Source organism: Pelagicoccus mobilis, from assembly GCF_016595505.1.
In the GTDB taxonomy this organism is placed as follows: domain Bacteria; phylum Verrucomicrobiota; class Verrucomicrobiia; order Opitutales; family Opitutaceae; genus Pelagicoccus; species Pelagicoccus mobilis.
Genome location: NZ_JAENIL010000002.1, coordinates 220,897 through 240,352, shown reverse-complemented (window position 1 = coordinate 240,352; position 19,456 = coordinate 220,897). Strand labels below are relative to the sequence as shown.

Annotated in this window: 16 protein-coding genes; 6 read left to right on the top strand and 10 right to left on the bottom strand. The window is 56.2% G+C overall.

Going from position 1 to position 19,456, the window contains the following annotated elements; genetic code table 11:
- Positions 1 to 112: 112 nt before the first annotated feature.
- From JIN87_RS01645 to rpiB, 3 genes are read right to left on the bottom strand one after another with little or no spacing between them, the layout of a single operon-like run.
- Positions 113 to 637, bottom strand: coding sequence for a hypothetical protein (locus JIN87_RS01645; RefSeq protein ID WP_200353764.1), 525 nt, complete (start codon positions 635 to 637; stop codon positions 113 to 115).
- Entirely contained in the window at positions 591 to 1,574 is a 984-nt protein-coding gene (locus JIN87_RS01640; RefSeq protein WP_200353763.1) for a potassium channel beta subunit family protein, read from the bottom strand. The genes JIN87_RS01645 and JIN87_RS01640 overlap by 47 nt, the downstream gene beginning before the upstream one ends.
- Before the next feature lie 49 nt (positions 1,575 to 1,623).
- On the bottom strand, positions 1,624 to 2,061 hold the full coding sequence (rpiB, locus tag JIN87_RS01635) for a ribose 5-phosphate isomerase B (RefSeq protein WP_200353762.1): 438 nt from the start codon (positions 2,059 to 2,061) through the stop codon (positions 1,624 to 1,626).
- Between the two features lie 165 nt (positions 2,062 to 2,226).
- Here rpiB and JIN87_RS01630 point away from each other — a divergent pair, with 165 nt between their 5' ends.
- Positions 2,227 to 3,438, top strand: a complete 1,212-nt coding sequence (locus tag JIN87_RS01630; protein WP_200353761.1) for an energy transducer TonB — start codon at positions 2,227 to 2,229, stop codon at positions 3,436 to 3,438.
- Here the strand turns inward: JIN87_RS01630 and JIN87_RS01625 are convergent.
- A complete protein-coding gene (locus tag JIN87_RS01625) occupies positions 3,428 to 4,252 on the bottom strand; it encodes a helix-turn-helix domain-containing protein (RefSeq protein WP_200353760.1) in 825 nt (274 codons plus the stop codon). The genes JIN87_RS01630 and JIN87_RS01625 overlap by 11 nt on opposite strands.
- Before the next feature lie 184 nt (positions 4,253 to 4,436).
- Here JIN87_RS01625 and JIN87_RS01620 point away from each other — a divergent pair, with 184 nt between their 5' ends.
- A complete protein-coding gene (locus JIN87_RS01620) occupies positions 4,437 to 7,664 on the top strand; it encodes a VCBS repeat-containing protein (protein ID WP_200353759.1) in 3,228 nt (1,075 codons plus the stop codon).
- A gap of 151 nt (positions 7,665 to 7,815) precedes the next feature.
- Here JIN87_RS01620 and JIN87_RS01615 read toward each other — a convergent pair whose 3' ends face one another.
- Both JIN87_RS01615 and JIN87_RS01610 read right to left on the bottom strand, forming a co-directional pair.
- On the bottom strand, positions 7,816 to 8,436 hold the full coding sequence (locus JIN87_RS01615; protein WP_200353758.1) for a VPDSG-CTERM sorting domain-containing protein: 621 nt from the start codon (positions 8,434 to 8,436) through the stop codon (positions 7,816 to 7,818).
- 292 nt (positions 8,437 to 8,728) lie between these two features.
- On the bottom strand, positions 8,729 to 11,200 hold the full coding sequence (locus JIN87_RS01610) for an FtsK/SpoIIIE family DNA translocase (protein WP_200353757.1): 2,472 nt from the start codon (positions 11,198 to 11,200) through the stop codon (positions 8,729 to 8,731).
- A 502-nt stretch (positions 11,201 to 11,702) separates the two neighbouring features.
- On the opposite strand from JIN87_RS01610, the gene JIN87_RS01605 reads away from it, so the two are divergent.
- The 4 genes from JIN87_RS01605 to dnaJ all read left to right on the top strand — a co-directional run bounded on the left by JIN87_RS01605 (position 11,703) and on the right by dnaJ (position 15,395).
- The gene (locus JIN87_RS01605) at positions 11,703 to 12,647 is read left to right on the top strand and encodes a type I phosphomannose isomerase catalytic subunit (RefSeq protein ID WP_200353756.1); all 945 of its coding nucleotides are present in this window, start codon (positions 11,703 to 11,705) and stop codon (positions 12,645 to 12,647) included.
- 131 nt (positions 12,648 to 12,778) lie between these two features.
- Complete coding sequence (locus JIN87_RS01600) at positions 12,779 to 13,420, top strand: AsmA family protein (protein ID WP_200353755.1); 642 nt, start codon at positions 12,779 to 12,781, stop codon at positions 13,418 to 13,420.
- Between the two features lie 127 nt (positions 13,421 to 13,547).
- Complete coding sequence (locus JIN87_RS01595) at positions 13,548 to 14,186, top strand: nucleotide exchange factor GrpE (protein ID WP_200353754.1); 639 nt, start codon at positions 13,548 to 13,550, stop codon at positions 14,184 to 14,186.
- Between the two features lie 33 nt (positions 14,187 to 14,219).
- The gene (dnaJ, locus tag JIN87_RS01590; RefSeq protein WP_200353753.1) at positions 14,220 to 15,395 is read left to right on the top strand and encodes a molecular chaperone DnaJ; all 1,176 of its coding nucleotides are present in this window, start codon (positions 14,220 to 14,222) and stop codon (positions 15,393 to 15,395) included.
- Between the two features lie 103 nt (positions 15,396 to 15,498).
- Here dnaJ and JIN87_RS01585 read toward each other — a convergent pair whose 3' ends face one another.
- The 4 genes from JIN87_RS01585 to htpG all read right to left on the bottom strand — a co-directional run bounded on the left by JIN87_RS01585 (position 15,499) and on the right by htpG (position 19,431).
- Entirely contained in the window at positions 15,499 to 15,879 is a 381-nt protein-coding gene (locus JIN87_RS01585) for a hypothetical protein (RefSeq protein ID WP_200353752.1), read from the bottom strand.
- A gap of 150 nt (positions 15,880 to 16,029) precedes the next feature.
- The gene (locus JIN87_RS01580) at positions 16,030 to 16,416 is read right to left on the bottom strand and encodes a DUF3592 domain-containing protein (protein WP_200353751.1); all 387 of its coding nucleotides are present in this window, start codon (positions 16,414 to 16,416) and stop codon (positions 16,030 to 16,032) included.
- Positions 16,417 to 16,486: 70 nt separating this feature from the next.
- Positions 16,487 to 17,377, bottom strand: coding sequence for a DMT family transporter (locus JIN87_RS01575; RefSeq protein ID WP_200353750.1), 891 nt, complete (start codon positions 17,375 to 17,377; stop codon positions 16,487 to 16,489).
- A 206-nt stretch (positions 17,378 to 17,583) separates the two neighbouring features.
- Positions 17,584 to 19,431, bottom strand: a complete 1,848-nt coding sequence (gene htpG / locus JIN87_RS01570) for a molecular chaperone HtpG (protein WP_200353749.1) — start codon at positions 19,429 to 19,431, stop codon at positions 17,584 to 17,586.
- Between the last annotated feature and the right edge of the window lie 25 nt (positions 19,432 to 19,456).

Below are 19,456 nucleotides of genomic sequence, written 5' to 3'. Positions count from 1 at the left end.
GCTGAGTGGAGTGGCTATTTGAGCCACTTATTGCACAGAGTGCACAGAATAGGTTGCTGTTGTTTCGAAAGTGTTGGGGGAGCGAGACTCGGGGAGTATGGCTCCGGGAATTTTAGGGCGTAGTGAAAGGGACGCTTTGGGCCTCGGCAAGGGCATCTTTGAGCTCGTCGAGGGAATCGACGAAGGTGATTTCTGGATTGGCGTCCCAATTCCAGGTTTTGCCGAGAACGTAGTGTTTGATGCTGGGAGTGGTGTTGCCCGCGTGCTGGAAGCTGAAAGTGGTTTGGGCGGTGGAGATCATTTGGGCTGCCATGCCCTGGGGAGCTGTCAGGCGGTGGATGCAGAGATAGGTTCCGTCTGGCAGGCGATGGAGGGCGCTTGGTGCGAGAGTCCAGGCGGGGGTCGGCGTCTGGAGAGCGAGCGTTTGCGTGATGGCGGACTCGGCTGGAGCTTCGGTTTGCGGCTGAGGGGGCGCGCCGGTTTCGGACTCCGGGGAGGAGGAGCAGGCGGCGAGGGCGAGCGGGAGGATCGCGATCGCTAGGTGGAGCCTCTTCTTGAGTTGCGGCAACGACGGAGCGTTGCCCTCTGGGTTAGGCGTCGATGGCTTGGAGTGGGCTGATTGCGGTTTCGATTTCATCCATGATTTCCTCGTTGAGGGTATCGAGGATGTCCAGCGCCCGGAGGTTTTGTTCCAACTGTTCGGTGCGGGAGGCGCCGAGGATGACGGAACTGACGTTTGGGTTTTTGAGCAGCCAAGCGATACTGAGTTGGGGGAGTGTGCCGCCGAGCTTTTCGGCGATGGCTGAGAGTTCCTGAAGGATTTGCACGCCTCCTTGGGCTTTGAAGCGCTCGAGCTTTTCCTGCATCCAGTCGAACTGGGTGTAGGCGAGTCGGGAGTTCTCTGGCGTTTCTTGGTTGTACTTGCCGGTGAGAATGCCGCTGGCGAGCGGGGAGAAGGTGGTTGCTCCGAGGCCGATTTGAGTGAAGAGGCGTTGGTATTCTACCTCGAATCGATGGCGTTTGAGGAGATTGTACTCGGGCTGCTCCATGGTGGGCGGCGTGAGGTTGTATTGCCGGGCGATGGAATAGGCTTCCATGATCTCCTGGGCGGACCACTCAGAGGTGCCCCAGTAGAGAATCTTGCCTTGCTGGATGAGCCCGTCCATGGCGCGGACGGTTTCCTCGATGGGGGTGTCCGGATCTGGGCGGTGGCAATAATAGAGGTCGAGGTAGTCGATGCGAAGGCGGCGGAGGGCGGCTTCGCAGGCTTCGATGACGTGCTTTTTGGAGAGGCCGATTTGGTTGGGCTTTTCGCCGCCCCAGAAAACTTTTGAGGAGACGACGTAGGTGTCGCGGGCCCATCCGAATTTGGAGATGGCGTTGCCCATGACTTCTTCGGATTGGCCGTTGGCGTAGGCTTCGGCGTTGTCGAAGAAGTTGATGCCGGAGTTGTAAGCGAGCTCGAGGCAGGTCTCGACGGTGCGGGTGGAGGCTTGGTCTCCAAAGGTTAGCCACGACCCGTAGGATAGGGCGCTAACTTGGAGACCGGATTTGCCGAGGCGTCGATATTGCATGGAGGTGGGTAACGGGTGGCGGGTGTGGCAACGACGGAGCGTTGCCCTCCTATGCGTCGATCTTGTCGATGCGTGGCTGGTGGCGTCCGCCGTCGAAGGCGGTGTTGAGCCATGTATCCACAATGTGGAGCGCGTCTTCTTGGGTGACGGTGCGTTCGCCAAGGGAGAGGACGTTTCCGTCGTTGTGGGAGCGGTTCCAAACGGCGATCTGCTCGTTCCAGCAGAGTCCGCAGCGCACGCCTTTTATGCGGTTGGCGACGATGGCTTCACCATTGCCGGAGCCGCCGAGCACGATGCCGCGATCGAATTCGCCGTTGGCGACTGCTTCTGCGACGGGGCGGATGAAGTCTGGATAGTCACATGATTCGGTGGAGTCGGTGCCGTAGTCTTTTACGGTGTAGCCCTGTCCTTCGAGGTGGGCGATGATGGCTTGCTTGTAGGTGTAGCCCGCGTGGTCGGAGCCGATAGCGACGGTGAGTTTGCTCATTGTGGCGGTGTTTATGGCGGGCTGCTGGCTGGTTCAAACCAAAAAGCGAGGAAGGGGTGAGGGAGGTGGAAGTACGTGTTTGGGCAGTGGTTTTGCGAATTGTGATTCGGTGACTTGCTAGCTGGCATGGGCGGTGCTAATTGTATTGGGTACAGGGGTGTTAAAATGAAGTATTTCGCTTGGAAGTTTGTAGGGGGATGGAGCCTGCTGTTGTCGGTTGTCGCTGCCTTGGCGGGGAGTGGCAGTCTATGGGGGCAAGCTCAGGTTTTGGTTGAGTATGACGGCGAGATGCTGCCGGTCGTGTCTATGGATGGGGCGACGCCGGAGGTGATCGTTAATCGTCAGCGGGTGAAGGTGAGCGATGGGAGGCTGCGTGTGGAGTCGGCTGCCGCGTTTACGGATGGGGCGATTGAGGTTTTAAGTCGTCGGGCGTTGATGGGGCAGGACTATGGTTCGGCGATCGGTGGGTTCTTTTTTCGCTTCGAGGCGATGGTGGAAGCGGAACGTGATTTCGAGGACTGCTTCGTGCTTTTTGTGGTTTCGCCGGAGAAGGGGGATCCGAGCTATATTATTAGAGAGATTCCGGACATTAATAAAACGGGGTCGGAACGGATCGCGGTGACTTTGCCGGTGAATCCGGGATTTGGCGGAGGCAAGTTCGCGTATCGCGTTTTTTCAAAGGGGGAGGAGATTCTGCGCAGAGAGGCGGATGATCCGATCTCGGTGGCGAAAATGGGGGAGACGTCTGGGGGCGCGCAGCCGATGGCTTCGGGGTTTCGCAGGTCTCGTCCCGCCGCGGACGCTGCTGTGGGCGAACCGGCGAAGGTGGTGAAGGAGCGTTTGTTGAGTTTTCCCGAGGAGCTGCTGGGAAGGGTTTCGGGCGGCTACGCGACGGCGGTTTATTCGATCGATGAGCGCGGCAAGGTGATGGAGTTGCTCGATTTGAAGCTGGATAACGCGGCGTTTGCTCCAGAGATTTTGAAGACGCTTTTAGGTACCAAGTACAAGGCGGGCCGCTATGATGGGAAGCCGTTGGTAACTACTGTAAAGCAGAGCTTTTTCTTTAACGAGTTTGCTCCGTTTGCGGAGGCGATGGAGATGGTGCCGTATCCAAAGATCGCGGACAGAGATGCTGTTAGTCTCTATGCTCCTGTTCCTGAGATCGCGGTTGAAGGCGTTTCCGAGGTGAAATTGGAGGTGGTGGTGAATGAGTTGGGCCTAGTGAAGCAGTCGGGCGTGCTTGAGGCGGCGGATGAATCCGTGGGCCAAGCGGTGAATCAGAAGGCGAAAAGCTGGGTTTTCCTTCCTGCGGTCGTGGACGGCTATCCGGCGGAGCAGAGGCTCGAGGTGCCGGTCGCTGTTGGGATCAAGGAATAGTGGAGTAGTTTTCCCCGGTCTTTCCGGTTCCGTACGCGGTGCCGCCGATTTCCACTTGGAGGTTTTCGCCCGCGGTGTAGTCGATCTTAACCGGTCCCACTTTTTCGACGGGGATGCGTTGACCGGCGGTCATGGGTTGAGAGTCGAGGAGGACGCGGCCGGAGTCGCGTTCGGTAACGGTGACGCGTACGTCGCCGACAGAAATGAGGAAAATAGTTTCGGTGGCCGCTGCTGGGCTAGGCTGCTGGGCTTGGGCGCTGGTCTCGGCTGGCACGAGCCCGCGCTGGTTTTGCTGGGCGACTTGGTCGGGATCGATACCGCCGCTGGTGAGGGTGCGGAAGATCCAGACGATGACGAGGAGCATCATGATGGCGATGACGGCTACGATGCCGACTTTGATCGCTGTTTCCTTGTCGACCTTTTCTAGGAAGCCCGGCTTTTCGTTTTCGTCTTCCTCGGCGCTGAGTTGAGCGTCGTCTATGACGGCGGCGGCCTTGGCCTCTTCGTTTACGAGAGGAGTTTGTTGGATCTCCATGCGGCCGAAGAACTCGCGGTGGTCGCGCTTGGCGGCTTTGGCTTCGCCGATGAGGTTGGCGTTGAAGTCGGTGATGACTTTCTCGCTATTGACCTTGAGGAAGTTGCAGTAGGAGCGAAGGAAGCCGCGCACGTAGATGTCGGGCACCTTGATCGAAAAGTTGTTGTTTTCGAAGCTGTTGAGGTAGTCGCCGCGGATCTTAGTGGCCTCGGCCGCTTCGCGGATGGTTACCCCTTTGCGCTTGCGCGCTTCCTCAAGTCTTTCGCCAATACTCTGCATCAGTTTTTTTGTTAAAGTGGAATTGTTTGTAAAACAAGCCTCCAAAGCGAGCTGTTTGCATAAATCGTGTGTGAGAGCGCTTTTCTGGCTGTTTTAGCTTTGTGAGAAGCGAATTCCCTGCACAAGAGTAGCTTGCAGTTGTCGGGGCTTTCCTGCCTTAGGTTCCGACTGCTGCTGTTGCCTGATGTTTCTTTTTTCTATGCGTCTCTTTTTGCTGGTTGTCTGGTGTAGCGTCTTCTCGGAGATGCGGGGCGAAATCGTATCCGTGGAAGCATTGCGCCCGGCTTCCCCCCGCGAGGAGGGATCGCCGCTTTTTAGGAAGATGGGAGCGGAAGAGACGGGGATCGATTTTGAGAATCGGTTCGACCATCCGCGTCGCTGGTTGGAGCTCTGGAAGCAGTATTTTAATGGCTCGATCGGGACGGGCGTCGCGTTGGGGGATGTGAATGGGGATGGCTGGCCGGATCTCTTTGCGGTGGGGAAGGATTCGCCGAATGGTCTCTATTTGAATAAGGGCGACTTTATTTTTGAAGACGCGACTGATGCGGCTGGTGTGGCGGGCGGTAAGGGCTTCGGGACTGGGGCAGCCTTGGTGGATATCGACAACGATGGGGATCTCGATCTGTACGTTTGTTATGTGGCAGGCGCTAACGAGCTCTATGTCAATGACGGTGGCGGGCGCTTCGAGGAACGGGCGGCAGAGTGGGGGCTGGATTTTGAAGCGGGTTCGAACGCCCCCTCGTTCGCTGACTATGATCGGGATGGAGATCTCGACTTGTATTTGCAGCAAAACTACCTGCATGACGCGGGGCATCTCGATGGGATGCCGGACCATTTGTTTCGGAATGATGGTGGCGTCTTTGTTGATGTGACGCAGGAAGCAGGAATCTCCGGAGAGGGCCAGGGGCATACGGCTCTTTGGTGGGACTACGATGAGGACGGCTGGTTGGATATTTATGTGTCGAATGACTTCGAGCCGGTGGATAAACTGTATCGAAACAACCAGGACGGGACTTTTTCGGATGTATTGAGAGATGTTTTGGGCAGTGCTCCGTATTCGGCTATGGGAGTTGATTCCGGTGATTTGAATAACGATGGGCATATCGACATTCTGGTGGCGGAGATGCTGGCTCGTGATCGTGAATACTACCACCAAGCGGTGGGGCCGCTCTCGGGAAAGCTTCTGGCAGCTCGGCGGTCCGGGGTGAATCAGTACATGCAAAACATGCTTTGGGCTTCCTTGGGGCAGGGGCGATTTGTGGAGCTGGGCCGCTATGCGGGGCTGCACGCGTCGGATTGGACCTGGGCGACGCGTTTTGCGGATTTGGATAACGATGGTTGGCTGGACGCGTTTTTTGCCAATGGCATGACGCGGGCGTTTCACGATGGGGATCTGGCTTACAAGATGACGAAGGCTCGTAGTTTGGCGACGCGGGTAAAGGTGTTTGAAACGAGCCCTCCGTTGTACGAACGGAATCTGGCGTATCGGAATCTTGGGGATTTTCAGTTTGAGGATGTGAGCGCTGATTGGGGTTTGGATGCGTTGAGCGTTAGTTTCGCAGCCGCGTTTGCGGATCTGGATTTGGATGGGGATCTAGATCTGGTTACCAGCAATTGGAAAGAAGGGCTGGGTGTTTTTCGTAATCAGAGCCAATCGGGGCAGCGGTTTGTGCTGAAGCTAGAAGGGAGAGAGAGCAATCGTATGGGGCTGGGGGCGAAGGCATTTCTGGGGAGTCTTTCGGGAGTTCAAACGAGGGAGCTATCCTCGATGCGTGGATACATGTCGGTGGATGAACCGGTGCTGCAATTCGCGCTGCAGGAAGGAGAGGAGATCGAATCGTTTGAAATTCAATGGCCAAGCGGAGCGAAGCAGATGCTTGAGGGGCTGAAGATGGGAAATCGCTATGTTGTTAGGGAGGTGCTTTCGATTGATGGAGAGGCGCGTGGGGAGCGGTCTTTGTTTTCTGAATCGAAAATAGCGATCGATGAGGAGAGCTATAGTAGTGAGGAAGTGTTCGCGGCTAGAAAAGGTCAGTTTTTGCTACCGTTTGCGGAGGATCGCCTCGGTCCTGTTTTAGAGGTTGCGGATCTCGATGGAGACGGTTTTGAAGACATTATCCTGGGTGGGGCGACGGGGCAGGAGCTTCGCGTCTTCAGGAATGAAGGAGGGGCACGTTTGCGTTTTGTGCGTAACCGAGCGTTTGAGGATGACGATTTGTGCGAGGATACGGCGATCGTGCCGTTCGATTTCGATCAAGACGGTGATTTGGATCTGTTTGTGGCGAGCGGTGGAGTGGAGCTTGATGAAGGGGATGAGTATTACGCGGATCGCTTGTATCTGAATCTTGGTGACATGCAGTTTTCGGAGACAGTTTGGCGAGGGACTTCGATTGCTAGCTCTTCGGCTGTTTTGGTTGAGGGGGAGTTGTTGTTTGTTTCAGGTGGAACCAAGCGAGGCTGGTATCCACAGGTAGAGGCGAATCGTTGTTACGAGGTTGGAGGAGAGAGCGTGCTTAGCGAGATCGAACATAGGTTTGCCCAATCGGGGCGGACCTCTCGATTATTCGCTTTTGATCTCGATTGGGATGGGGATGAAGACTTGGTCCAGTTGAGGGAGTACGCTTCTCCTTTCGCTTGGCGTTGGGAGGACGGAGAACTCGAGGAATGGCCTGAGTTGTTTGCAGGAATTGGGAATGGGATGTGGAAATCGGCGGCCGTGGCGGATTTCGACGAGAATGGTTTGTTGGATATCGCTCTCGGCAACTTGGGAACCAATAACAAATACTTGGTCAGGGGAGACGGAGAGGATGTGTTGTTCGCTCCTCGATCTGAGGAGGTGAAGGGGCGCTTCATCGAAGCGGAGACGATTGGGGGTAAGCTCTACCCGCGAGAATCTCGTATCTTCCATCAGGTTAACTTTCCGGATATAGCGAAACGGACGGGGTTGTATTCGGAGTTTAAGCACATGACGGTTGAAGAGGCGTTTGGAGACGAGGTTCTGGAGCGTTACGAGCAATTTGTGATCGAGGAACGCGAGAGCGTTTTGCTGTTACAAACGAAAATGGGGGAGTTCGAACGTGCAGAGTTGCCAGCCATGGCTCAGTCGGGCGTGGCGATTGATTTGCTGGCCGAAGATTTTAATGGGGATGGTCGGCCGGACTTGTCGATGGTGCTGGAGTCGTTATCTCCTCAGCCAGCGGCTGTCATTCATCCAGAGTCTAGCAGAGTGCTTGTTTTGATGAATACAGGTGCGGGAGGATTCTCTGTGAAAGTGTCTTTGGAGGCTGGGCTGAACATTAGTAAAGGTGAGCCAAGGCAACTGCGGTGGGGGGATTTTGATGGAGATGGAGTTAATGAGCTCGCTGTCTCTAGCAATGAGGGCCCGCTTTATCTGTTCGAGGGAGTTGAGTAGGATTGAGGGGGTGGTTATGTCGCGACCGAAGGAAGGGAATGATCCTGCCAATGCGGTGCGTCGCGAGCGACGACTCTGCGGCCGGAGGTGGATACAAAAAGAGCCAAGCGGAAATCGCTTGGCCCGGAAAGTTGCGTTAGCTTCGTTTCGCTTAGCTCTTGCGAGAACGGAATCCTACGAGAGCGAGAAGTGCTGCTCCGAGGAGCGCGAAGGTTGTGCCTGAGTCGGGGACACTAGTTGTTGGATTGAAGTATCTCGCTGAGGAAAATCCACCTACATCTTCTAATGGATCACCTTCTTGAGGGAGACCGAATGTTGCACTTTGTCCTCCTAGGTACCATGCGGCCCACCAGCCCTTTTCGTCATCGTCGCTTCCACCGCCTGCTTTGCCATTGCCAAAGTGAAATACTACGTAGTCAAAACCAGCAGCGGTTGTATAACTCTTGATACCGTTCAAGCTACCGTTGTCTGCAGTCGGAGTGCTACCCAGAACCGCAGCCGGTATCTTAGGATTCTTGTTATTGTTCCAGTTTTTGACGACGTAGTCGAGCAGCTTGAAGTTGTCTCCTCGATTATTGGGATTACCGCTAGCTATTCCTAGTGCTGTTTGGTAAAAGGCGACCGAAGCTAAGCTGTTTGCACTGTTCAGGTTGCCGTCTTGAAGGTAATTTCCAGAGCTGTCTACTGTTACGTTCATCACCAGTGCGGAAGCCGAGTTGGCGACAAACAGTACCGCTGATAGGATGAGTGCGGTTAGCTTGAGATTTTTCATGAGTCGAAATGTTTGAGTCTGTGGATTCAAATTGAAAGGCACCGATACTGTTGCAGTAGTTGTGCCAGTTTTCGCTTCTTTTTGAAGTGGTGAGTGTAAGTGTCTAATTAAGAGTCGTTTATGTTTTTGTGTCCGGGCTTGGGTGTCTTCGGTTTTTGTAAATCAAGTCGACACTGTGATATCGGGGAAACTTGCAGGTGAGTTGAAAGTTGTTGATTCAGAGGTTTTTAGGGATGGGGCGGTGCGGATCCGTTTTTTGTCACGAGATCTTACAAAACATAGAGGATTTTGCTTACATTGAGTCTAGGTCGACTAGTATCTCGCGCGGGCTGGAGCCGTTTTCGGGGCCTACGATGCCGCGGTCTTCGAGCTGGTCCATGAGGTTGGCGGCGCGGTTGTAGCCGATGCGGAGGCGTCGCTGGAGCATGGAGGTCGAGGCGCGTTTGGTAGAGCGTAGGACGTCGATGGCTTTGGTGAAGAGTTCGTCTCCGCCTCCGTCGCCATCATCGCCGCCGCCGGTGAGATCGAGCTCGTCGCCGGCTTCGATTTGTTTCTGCACCTCTTCGGCGAACTTTGGTGGGCCGTTGGTTTTGAGGAATTCGACGATGTCGGCGATTTCTTCGTCGGACACGAAGGCGCCTTGGGAACGTACGAGGCGTGAGGAGCCAGGAGGGGAGAAGAGCATGTCGCCTCGGCCGATGAGCTGCTCGGCTCCGCCGCCGTCGAGGATGGTGCGGGAGTCGATCTTGGAGGAAACTTGGAAAGAGATACGACAAGGCAAGTTGGCCTTGATGACGCCGGTGATGACGTTGACCGACGGGCGCTGGGTGGCGAGCACGAGGTGGATACCGGCGGCACGGGCGAGCTGAGCGAGGCGGGCGATGCCGGTTTCGATGTCGGCAGGGGCGACCATCATGAGGTCGGCAAGCTCGTCCACGATACAAACGATGTACGGGAGCTTGTCTGGGATTTCGTCGAGTACGCCTTCGTCGCGTGGGACCTTGATCTCGAGCTCTTCCTGGATCTGCTCTTCGAACTTCTCGTCTTCGGTCTTTTCCTTTTCTGGCTTCTTGCGTCCGTTGAAGCCGGCGATGTTACGCACGCCGCATTTGGCGAACATTTCGTAGCGGGACTCCATCTCGTTGAGCAGCCACTTGAGGGCGCCCGGTACCTTCTTCGGGTCGGTGACGACCGGAATAAGCATGTGCGGGAGGGAGTTGAAAACCTTCATTTCCACGATCTTCGGGTCGACCATGATGAAGCGGAGGTTTTCGGGACTGGAGTGGAAGAGCAGCGAGGTAATGATCGCGTTGATACAAACTGTCTTACCCGCACCGGTGGCACCTGCGATGAGCAAGTGAGGCATCTTGGTGAGGTCGGAAATGATCGGTTTTCCGGATACGTCGCGGCCGAGGGCGATGGGGATTTCCGCTTTGGACTTAACCCAGTCTTCGGATTCGAGGATTTCGCGGATGCCGACTGGCATGGGGACCTGGTTGGGAACTTCGATCCCTACGCAGCCTTTGCCCGGGACGGGGGCGAGGATACGCACGGAGGCGGCTCGCATGCCGAGGGCGATATTCTTGTCGAGGTTGGCGATCTTTTCGACGCGGACTCCAGGAGCAGGATACACCTCGTAGCGTGTGATGACCGGGCCGATGTGGATTTCGCCCATGGTGACGTCGACTCCGAACTCCTTGAGGGTCTGCTTGAGGCGTTCGGCGTTTTCGGTGTGCTCTTCTTCGGAGTTGGCTCCTTCGGGCGCTTCCAGTTCGGCGAGGATGTCGAGCTTCGGGAAAGTGTAGTCGCCAGAGGCCACGGGGAGGGCGGCTCGGGCTTTTTTGGTTTTTTCCGGGGCGACGATGGTGAGGACTTCGGAGAGCTTTTTCTTTGGCTTTTCGGGTTCCTCGACGGGCTCGGGTTTGGCGGCGGCCTTCTTTTTGGCCGGCATATTGACTTTGATGACTGGCTCCGGGTCGACTTCGGCTTCGAGGGCTTTCTTGCCTTTGGCTTCGCGGATGAGGGCTTTGGTGGCCTCTTTTTCTTCCTTGATGAGGCGGCGGGCCTCGGCTTTTTCGGCTTTGAGTTTTTCTTTCTCTTCCTTGGCGGCGAGTTTGGCGAGGCGTTTGGCTTCGGCTCGTTCTTCCTTGGCAGCGGCCCGGCGTTCGGACCATTGGGCGAAGGCGTTTTTGAAGAAGTCGCCCGATTCCGGCATGCTCGGGAAAACGATGCCGACGAGACAGCCCAGGTAGATGGCTCCGAGGATGACGGCGGAGCCGACGGTGCCGACGTAGGCGTGGAGAAGTTGGTTGTAGAGGAGGTTTCCGGTGGCTCCTCCGGCTCCGGTGACGTAGACTTCCGGATTGGCGAAGGTGTTGCCGGTGGAGGTGAAGAGTCCGGAGCCGGTGATCATGGCGACGATCATGACGCAGGTGAGGATGATCTTGTTGCGTCGGTCGCGAGCGAGGAAGGCGCCGCCGAGCCAGCCGATGAAGAGAGGGACGAACCAGGACATGCGTCCAAAGGCGGCGATCAGGAGCTCGGCGGATTCCGCGCCGAGGATACCGACCATGTTGTGTTCGTTGGGATTCGTGGACCCGACGGAGCGGCCGATGGAGACTTGGTACGGGGTGTAGTCGCCTAGGGCGAGCGCGAGCAAGACTGCGGTGAGAAAGCAGAGGCCAGCCCAGAGGAAGCGGCTGCGCATGCTTGCTTGCTTGATGTCGGATTCAGGTTGTTTGGTCGAAGTTCGCTTTTTCGCCATTTGTAAAGGGAAAGGGAGGATAGAGGAGAGAACTCTGAGTCTGAAAGACTTTTGTTTGATAAAGAAAGTTGGGAGTGGATGGCCGTTGGGGACCCGCCTTCGCTTGAAGCTAAGGCGAGGCGAGCGGTGGTCGCTATCTTTTTGAAGAACGTTGGGAGAGGTGGCCGTTGGGGACAACGGCCGCTACCTTTTGGCTAGAGGGGAGAAGATGGGTTTGAGGCGGGTTTGCAATTAAACTCTTTGAGAAAGGTAGGGCTCTCTCGCTCGTTATGAGCGAGTCGAATGGCCGAGAGAGCCGCTGGTGTCTGGAGGTTTTCTCCTGCATTGCGGCGTCCTCGGCGATGCCGCCCTACCACGAGAAGGGAAATCGGAGTTTTCTTGAGATTGGTAGGAAGGGATTTGAGTTGGGTTAACAGGGTAACGGGAGTTTGTGGGGGAGAGGGCATTTACGGCTTGTTTTAGGAAGGGGGCGGGGCTTTGGTTTGGTCGTATCTCCTTGATTATGACGGCACCAATCTTCTTCAAACCTATCTATCAAGAACGCGTCTGGGGCGCCCGAAACCTGAGCGACGCGCTTGGCCGAGATTTGCCGGAAGGCAAAGTGATCGGCGAGGCGTGGGAAGTGGTCGACCGGCCGGAAGCGCAGTCGGTCGTGTCGGGCGGCGATTTTGACGGGAAGACGATTCGGGAGCTCATTTCTGGGAATGCGACAGCGATTATGGGCGAAGGTTACGATCCGGAGCGTCCGTTTCCGATTTTGGTGAAATGGCTCGATTGCGCGGATCGCTTGAGCCTGCAGGTTCACCCGCCGGCGGAGGTCGCTCCGCAGCTCAATGGCGAGCCGAAGACGGAGAACTGGTACATCGCTGACTGCAAGGAGGACTCGTCTCTCATCGTGGGCCTGAAAAATGGGGCGACGCGGGAGGAGTTCGAAAAACGCATCAATGACGGCACGCTTGAAGAGTGTATCCACCGCTTTCCGGTGAAGCCGGGCGATTCGATTCTGGTCGAAAGCGGGCGTTTACACGCGATTGATGCGGGCAATCTGATTTTGGAGATCCAGCAGAACTCGGATACGACCTACCGTGTGTATGACTGGGGACGCGTGGGCTTGGACGGTTCTCCGCGTCAGCTGCATATCGAGGAGTCGCTTGTGAGCATCGAATGGAACGATTTCGAGCCGAGCGCGATGCAGAGCGACGGGGCCGAAGTGGTGCTCGCGGACTGTAAGGAGTTTCGTTTGGTGAAGTACACGCTTAGCGAGGAGCAGGGGACGGTTTCGATTCCGGCAGGCGAAGGACGTTTGCTCAGCCCTGTGGACGGCAAGGTGCTCGCGAATGGGGTCGAGGTTTCGCGTGGGGACAATGTTCTCTTAGCTGCGGACACGGCTTGGGAAGTTACCGGTGAGCCTGGGGCGGCGTTTTTGGTAACGGAGCGTTTCGTGTAGGCAACTTGACAAGGTAGGGACCGACTACCGGGCGGTCCGTGATTCTTGAGAGGTCGTTGCGGCTTGCCCGGCGATCGAGTCCTAGCAAAACTACTTGTGTTTCCGTGGTCTTGTGTGGTTGTAAGGTACTGATGCGCAAGTCCCTTCAGAATTCCCGTTTTCGCAGTCGGCGAGGTGGCGTGTTTAAGTCGGCGGTTGCCTTGCTGACGTTCACGTCGGCTCTTGGGGTGTTGGGGTGGATGTTGCTGTCTCCGGACGCTCTGGAGCTGGAGATCGAAGCGCGTACGGGATTTCCGGTGGATGCGGAGGTTCTGGTGGTCGATCCCTTTGGTCTGACCGTAACCGGGGAAAACGTGGTGATCGGCAATCCGAGCGCTTATGGGGGCGGCGCTCCGTTGATGGAGATCGCTCGTCTCGAGATGAACGCCAGTTTGCCGGCGATGGGGCGGAGCGAGATCTGGATCTACGATATGGAGTTGTATATTCCGCGGGCGACTTTGGTGGTGAACGAAGGGGGGAGGCTGAATTTGGACGCGTTCGCAGGGCGCTTGTTTGCGGATGCGGAGGATGGCGATCCGTTGCCGTTTTTTGCGGAGAAGGTCCGGCTAGTCGTTGATGAGCTGACCTTTGTGGACAATAGCCAGATCGTTCCGCGCAGTCGATCGCTTCGGGTCTCGCTGGACACGGAGCTGCACGATTTGGAACAGTCGCGAGACATTTTCGGTCCGCTTTTCGAGCTTGCGCGGAGGGTCGGCTCATTGCCGGTTCAGTAGGGTGAGCTCTTTATCCGGTATGCTCCGGAAATTGCTCAATTGGCTGCGGGGACTAAAAAGGGGCTCGACCTTGTCGAATTTCTCTTTGATTCCCTCGGCAACTGATCTAGAGAATCACAGTTTGGCTATGGAAAACGCTAAGGACACACCAGAAGTAGAAGACAAGGAAGAGGCGGTTGCTGAGGAGCAAAACGCCGAGGCTGCGGAAGCGTCTGCAGAAGAGGCGGCTGAAAACGCTGCTGAAGAAACAGCGGATGAGGCTGCGGAAGAGCCCAAGGAGTTGACCATCGAGGAGCAGCTCGAAGCGGCCAAGAAGGAAGCTTCCGACAACTATAACAATTACCTGCGTGCGGTGGCTGACCTCGACACCTACCGTCGTCGCGTGATGCGCGAGAAGGACGACCTGAAGCAGTACGCGATCTCCGGTCTGCTTGAGGATTTCTTGCCGGTGTACGACAATCTCGGTTTGGGGCTCATGTCGGCGGAACAAACTTCGGACCCCAAGATTGTGGTTCAGGGTATTCAGATGGTCATGACGCAGTTCAAAACGCTGCTTGAGGACAACGGCATTGCAGAGGTAGCTCCTGGCAAGGGAGACGATTTTGATCCGAATGTGGCGGAAGCGTTCCAGACGCAGCCGAGCGACGAGGTCGAAGAGGGCAAGGTGCTTACGCTCATGCGCAAGGGCTTCACGCTCAACGGTCGTCTCGTTCGCCCCGCTAACGTGGTGGTAAGCGGTGGTCCTGCGAAGGAAGGCGAGGAATAGTCACTTTAACGGAATTGGGAGGAATCTAGACTAGTGAAAGAGGATTATTACGAACTGCTCGGGGTCAGCAAGCAAGCGACCAAGGACGAGCTCAAGAAGGCTTACCGCAAGATGGCGGTTAAGTATCACCCGGACAAGAATCCTGGGAACAAGGAAGCGGAGGAGAACTTTAAGAAGGTTTCCGAGGCTTACGAAGTTCTCAAGGACGAGCAAAAGCGCGCTGCTTACGATCGCTATGGCCACGCTGCTTTCAGTGGTGGCATGGGTGGCGGAGGCGGTGCTGGCGCCGGTGGTCCGTTCCACGATCCGTTTGATATCTTTAGCGAGGTCTTCGGCGGTGGCGGAGGTGGCGGAAGCATCTTCGAAGAGTTTTTCGGTGGCGGAGGCGGCGGTGGTCGCGGCCGTGGCCGTGGCGGGGCGACTCGCGGTTCCGATCTTCGCTACGATCTCGAGATCGACTTGGAAGAGGCGGCAAAGGGTGTCGAAAAGGAGATTTCATTTCGCAAGCCGACTTCGTGTAGCAAGTGTAATGGATCCGGCGCGGAGCCAGGCAGCGGCGTAACGACTTGTCCGACCTGTGGTGGTCATGGCCAGGTAACTGCGTCCAAAGGCTTTTTCTCGGTACGCCAGACTTGTCCGACCTGTAATGGAAGCGGGCAGAAAATCGAGAAGCCATGTTCCTCGTGTGGCGGTGAAGGTCGCGTAAACGAGACGACCAAGATCAAGGTTAAGGTGCCGCCAGGTGTTGATACCGGATCGAAGCTCCGCTCGGCCGGTAATGGTGAAGCGGGTACGCATGGCGGGCCGACCGGTGACCTTTACATTGTGCTGCACGTTCGCGATCACGACGTTTTCGATCGCCAGGACGAGAATCTGTACTGCGAGATTCCGATCAAATTTACCCTCGCGACTCTCGGTGGCATGATCGAGGTGCCGACGCTTAGCGGCAAGGCGAGTCTCAAGATCCCAGCCGGGACACAGTCAGGCACTACTTTCCGTTTGAAGGGGAAGGGGATGCCGAGCCTGCGTGGCGGCTACTACGGCGACCAGATGGTGCGCGTAAAGATCGAGGTGCCAAAGTCGCTCACTTCCGAGCAACGCCAGAAGCTCGAGGAGTTTGCCTTGGCTTGCGGAGACGCGGAAGACGACGAGGAAGATGGTGACGAGCCGAAGGGTTTTTTTGAAAAAGCGAAGAAGATCTTCGATTAGAACGCTCTGTATTTAAAATTTAGAGACGCGACTCCAAGTTGGGGTCGCGTCTTTTTTTTGCGTGTGGCATTCGTCGGGTTGTGACTCGGCCACCTGTACTGACTTAGCGTTTGCTGACTTCCTTCCAATAGCGGTTGAGGATGCCGTCTTTGAATTCGAAGAGGTAGGTTTCCTCTTTAACGTTGGTGCTGTGGTCGTTGAAGATCAGAAGAAGATGAGCGTGGCGGTCGGTTACTTGCTTGCTGGTGTAGCGGAGGATTTCGACGCCATCTTCCGAGCTTGGAGGAGTGATGCTGTTGGGCTCGCCGAGGGCGGAGATGAGCCAGCTTTTGCTCGTGTAGCCGGGCTCGACTTTCGAGAGGGTTTCCTGATTCACGGTGGTGCCGGAGACGTGGGTCTTAGAATGGCTGGAGATGATGGTGCAGCCGGTTCCTAAAAGTGAAGCGGCGATGAGGGTGGTGGCGATAAGAGGTGTTTTTTTCATAGCTTAGGATGGTTCGTACTTTGCTGGATACCCGGTGGGACGGATTGGTTACGGATTTTATTCGTTCGGGCATGAAAAAGCCCGGGGGCGTGGGCGAACCGGGCTTGTGGAAATGGGGGCGTGGGTGTCCGCTGGGGACAGCGGACGCTACTAGGCAATGAGGTTGTATTCCCGAAGAACAGGGATGGCAGCTCCTGCTCCGATCGCTAGGAATGCGAGGACGGGGGACCAGTAGGCAAGAAGGGAGAAGTGCATGGCTTTTTCGGGGGCATTGCTCGTGTAAACCACTGGGTATGTGGCGGCGGGTTCTCTTTTTTTGCTACTGCCGATGTTGCTCACGAACTCGTGTACGTCGCCTTTTCTGTCGGTGAAGCGGATGGTCGCATGGTAGTAGGGCCTTCCGAGACCTCGTGTATGCCAGCCAACGAATTCACCATTGGTTCTAGTTCCGCTCAGAAGATAGTGGATCCGTCGGGCTAGAAGTGTAATCGCCATAAGGATACAGGCTGCGGATACGATGGTTAGGTAGATGAGCATGATGGTGGCTCTTTTTCTAACGGCTCATGAAGGGGAGCCTTGAATGCGTGCTAATTTAAGTGGGCGGTTCCTACGCTCGGTCTTTTGAGGGGCGTGAGAGGTAGATCCAAATGCCACCAAGAATCGTGATCGTAGCGATGATTGTTCTGCTATCTAGAGGTTCTAGGAGGAAGGTCGCACCGACCAGTGTCGCAATTGCTGGGACGGAGAGCTGAAGTGTGGCGGCAGTGGTGGTTTTGAGGTGCGGGAGGATCGTGTACCAAAGAGCGTAGCCTAAGCCGGAGGCGATGGCTCCAGAGGCTACCGCCAGAGTGAATCCGTAGAGGGTGAGGTGGAAGTCTGGCCAGTAGATCAGGGAAATGAGAATGGCAATGGGGAGTGTCTTTAGGAAATTGCCGGCGGTATCTTGGATTGGCTTTTTTGAGGAGCGTCCAAATATTGAATACAAGCCCCATGATATGCCGGCCCCAGCCATTAAGGTTGAGGGAATAAGCGGCGGCGTGTTCTGCAGGCCCGGTAGTAGGAGAAGTGTGACTCCGGTGATCGCAGCCATTATCCCGAGGGATTGTAGGATGGAAAGCTTTTCGCCACGCATGAGGCCGTAGCCGATCATGGTTGCCTGTACGAAAGTGAACTGTAGCAGAGCTCCAACTCCAGCGTGAAGGTCGACGTAGGCGAAAGAGAAGGTTGCTGAGTAGGCGAGGAGGGTAAGGGCGGACCGCCAGCTTCCGTTGTTTGAGGGGTGGTTGCTTTTTTTGGATACGAGCAATGCGAGGAGGGTAGCTCCTGATGCGAGACGTAGAGTTGTGAAACTTGCAGGATCGATGGATTCGCTAGAAAGGGCGAGACGGCAGAGGATAGAGTTGCCGGCGAAGGCAAGCATCGCAAGGAAGGCGAGCAGGGCGAGTTTGGGTAGGCTGTATGGAGGACGTGGGTTGGATTGTTGCGGAGGTGCTTCCATTTGTTCCAGCTCGTGTGACAGACAACGGTTTAGGAGTGCAAGAGCTTGCGGAGCGTAAGAAAAAGCCCGGGTCGTTTTGGCGAACCGGGCTTGGAGAGTGGTGGTGGGTGTTGGCCGCTGGGAGAGACGTTACCTTGGTTGTTGGCAACGACGGTACCGAGGAATGAAATGACGACACTCGAACAGAGTGAAGACACGTTGCCCTCCTATTTGGTGGCGGCTTGTTCTAGGATCTGGTACATGCGGGCTACCATGTCCTTAGGATCTTCCATGAGACCGGCGGCTACCAGAGCGTTGTCGAAGGACTGCTGAGCGATGAGCTTGGCGAGGTCCTCGTTGGATGCGCGCTGTGTATTCAGATTCTTGATGAGCTCGTGGCGTGGGTTGATCTCGAAGAGCACTTCCACTGGGAGTGGATTGTCTTGGCCCATCTGTCGCATCATGCGGCGCATCTGGGTGGACATGGCGTCTGGCGAGAGGGCCATGACTGGGCTGTCAACGAGGCGGTCTGAGACTTTGACTTCCTTGACGCGGTCGCCGATGGCGGTCTTGAGCCACTCGCAGAGGGCCTTGGACTCGTCTTCGGAGAGGGCTTCGCCTTCTGGTTTTGGCGCGTCGTCGAGCTTGATGTCGCCTTGGTCGATGGATACGAGCTGCTTTTCCTCGAACTGGCCGAGATTGGCCATGACGTATTCGTCGATTGGCTCGTAGAGGAAGAGGACTTCCAAACCGCGGGCCTTGAAGCCTTCGAGGTAAGGGCCGGACTCGATGGACTCACGGTTTTGGCCGATGAGGTAGTAGATCTCCTTTTGCTCTTCCTTCATGCGGGAGACGTAGTCAGCGAGGCTGGTAGTCTTGCCCTTTTCGGCCACGGAGGACTCGAAGTAGAGGAGCTTGGCGAGGTCGTCGCGGTAAGTGAGGTCTGTTGCGACACCTTCCTTGAGGTAGACGCCGAAGTTCTTGAAGAACTCTTCGTACTGCTCGGGGCGCTTCTTAGCTTCTTCCTTGAGGAACTTGAGGTAGCGCTTGGTGATGACGCGGCTGAGTTTTTGGGTCAGGCCGTTGTCATGGATGGTCTCGCGAGAGATGTTGAGTGGGAGGTCGGCGGAGTCGATGACGCCCTTGAGGAAACGGAGCCACTCTGGGAGGAGCTCGGTCGGCTTGGAGTCGATGAGAACCTTGCGGCAGTGCAGAGCGACGCCGGGGTCGATGCGTGGCATGCCGATACGCTCTTGGTTGGTCTTCGGCGTGAAGATTAGGGCCTTGATGTCGAGCGGAGCGTCTGCGGAGAAATGCAGGCGGTAGTGTGGCTCGTCGAAGGCGTTGGCTTGGAACTTGTAGAACTCGGTGTACTCTTCGTCGGTGATTTCAGACTTGGAGCGGAGCCAGAGGGCGTCGACGGTGTTGACCTTCTCGTCGTTGAGCTTGATCGGGAATTGGACGAAGGAGGAGTAGCGCTTGATGACTTCCTTGACGTGGTCGGCCTTGGCGAAGTCCTTGTAGTCGTCGCCGAGAGTGATGACGATGCGGGCGCCGCGCTGGGTGTCGTCGGATGGCTCGATGTCGTAGGAACCTACGCCGTCGGATGACCAAACGTGACCTGGCTCGTCGGACTTCCAGGAGTGCGTGTAGACGTCGACCTTCTTGGCCACCATGAAAGCGGAGTAGAAGCCGACGCCGAATTGGCCGATGAGGTCTGCGTTGTTGTCGCCGCCCTCCTTAAGTGCTTCGAGGAATTGCTTGGAGCCGGAGTGGGCGATGGTGCCGAGGTTTTGAACGAGTTCGTCGTGGGAGAGGCCGATACCATAGTCCTGGATGGTGATGGTGTTGGCTTCCTCGTCGGTCTTGATGTTGATCTCAAGCTCGAGCTCGTCCTGGTGAACGTCCTTCTCGGTGATCTTGAGGTGACGCAGCTTTTCGAGGGCGTCGGAGGCGTTGGAGATGAGTTCGCGGACGAAGATCTCCTTTTCGGTGTAGAGGCTGTGGATGACGATATCCAGCAGCTGCTTGATCTCTGCCTTGAACTCGTGCTTTTTGGTGTTTTGTGCGCTCATGATTTTATCTAGGTAAGTGCTTAAA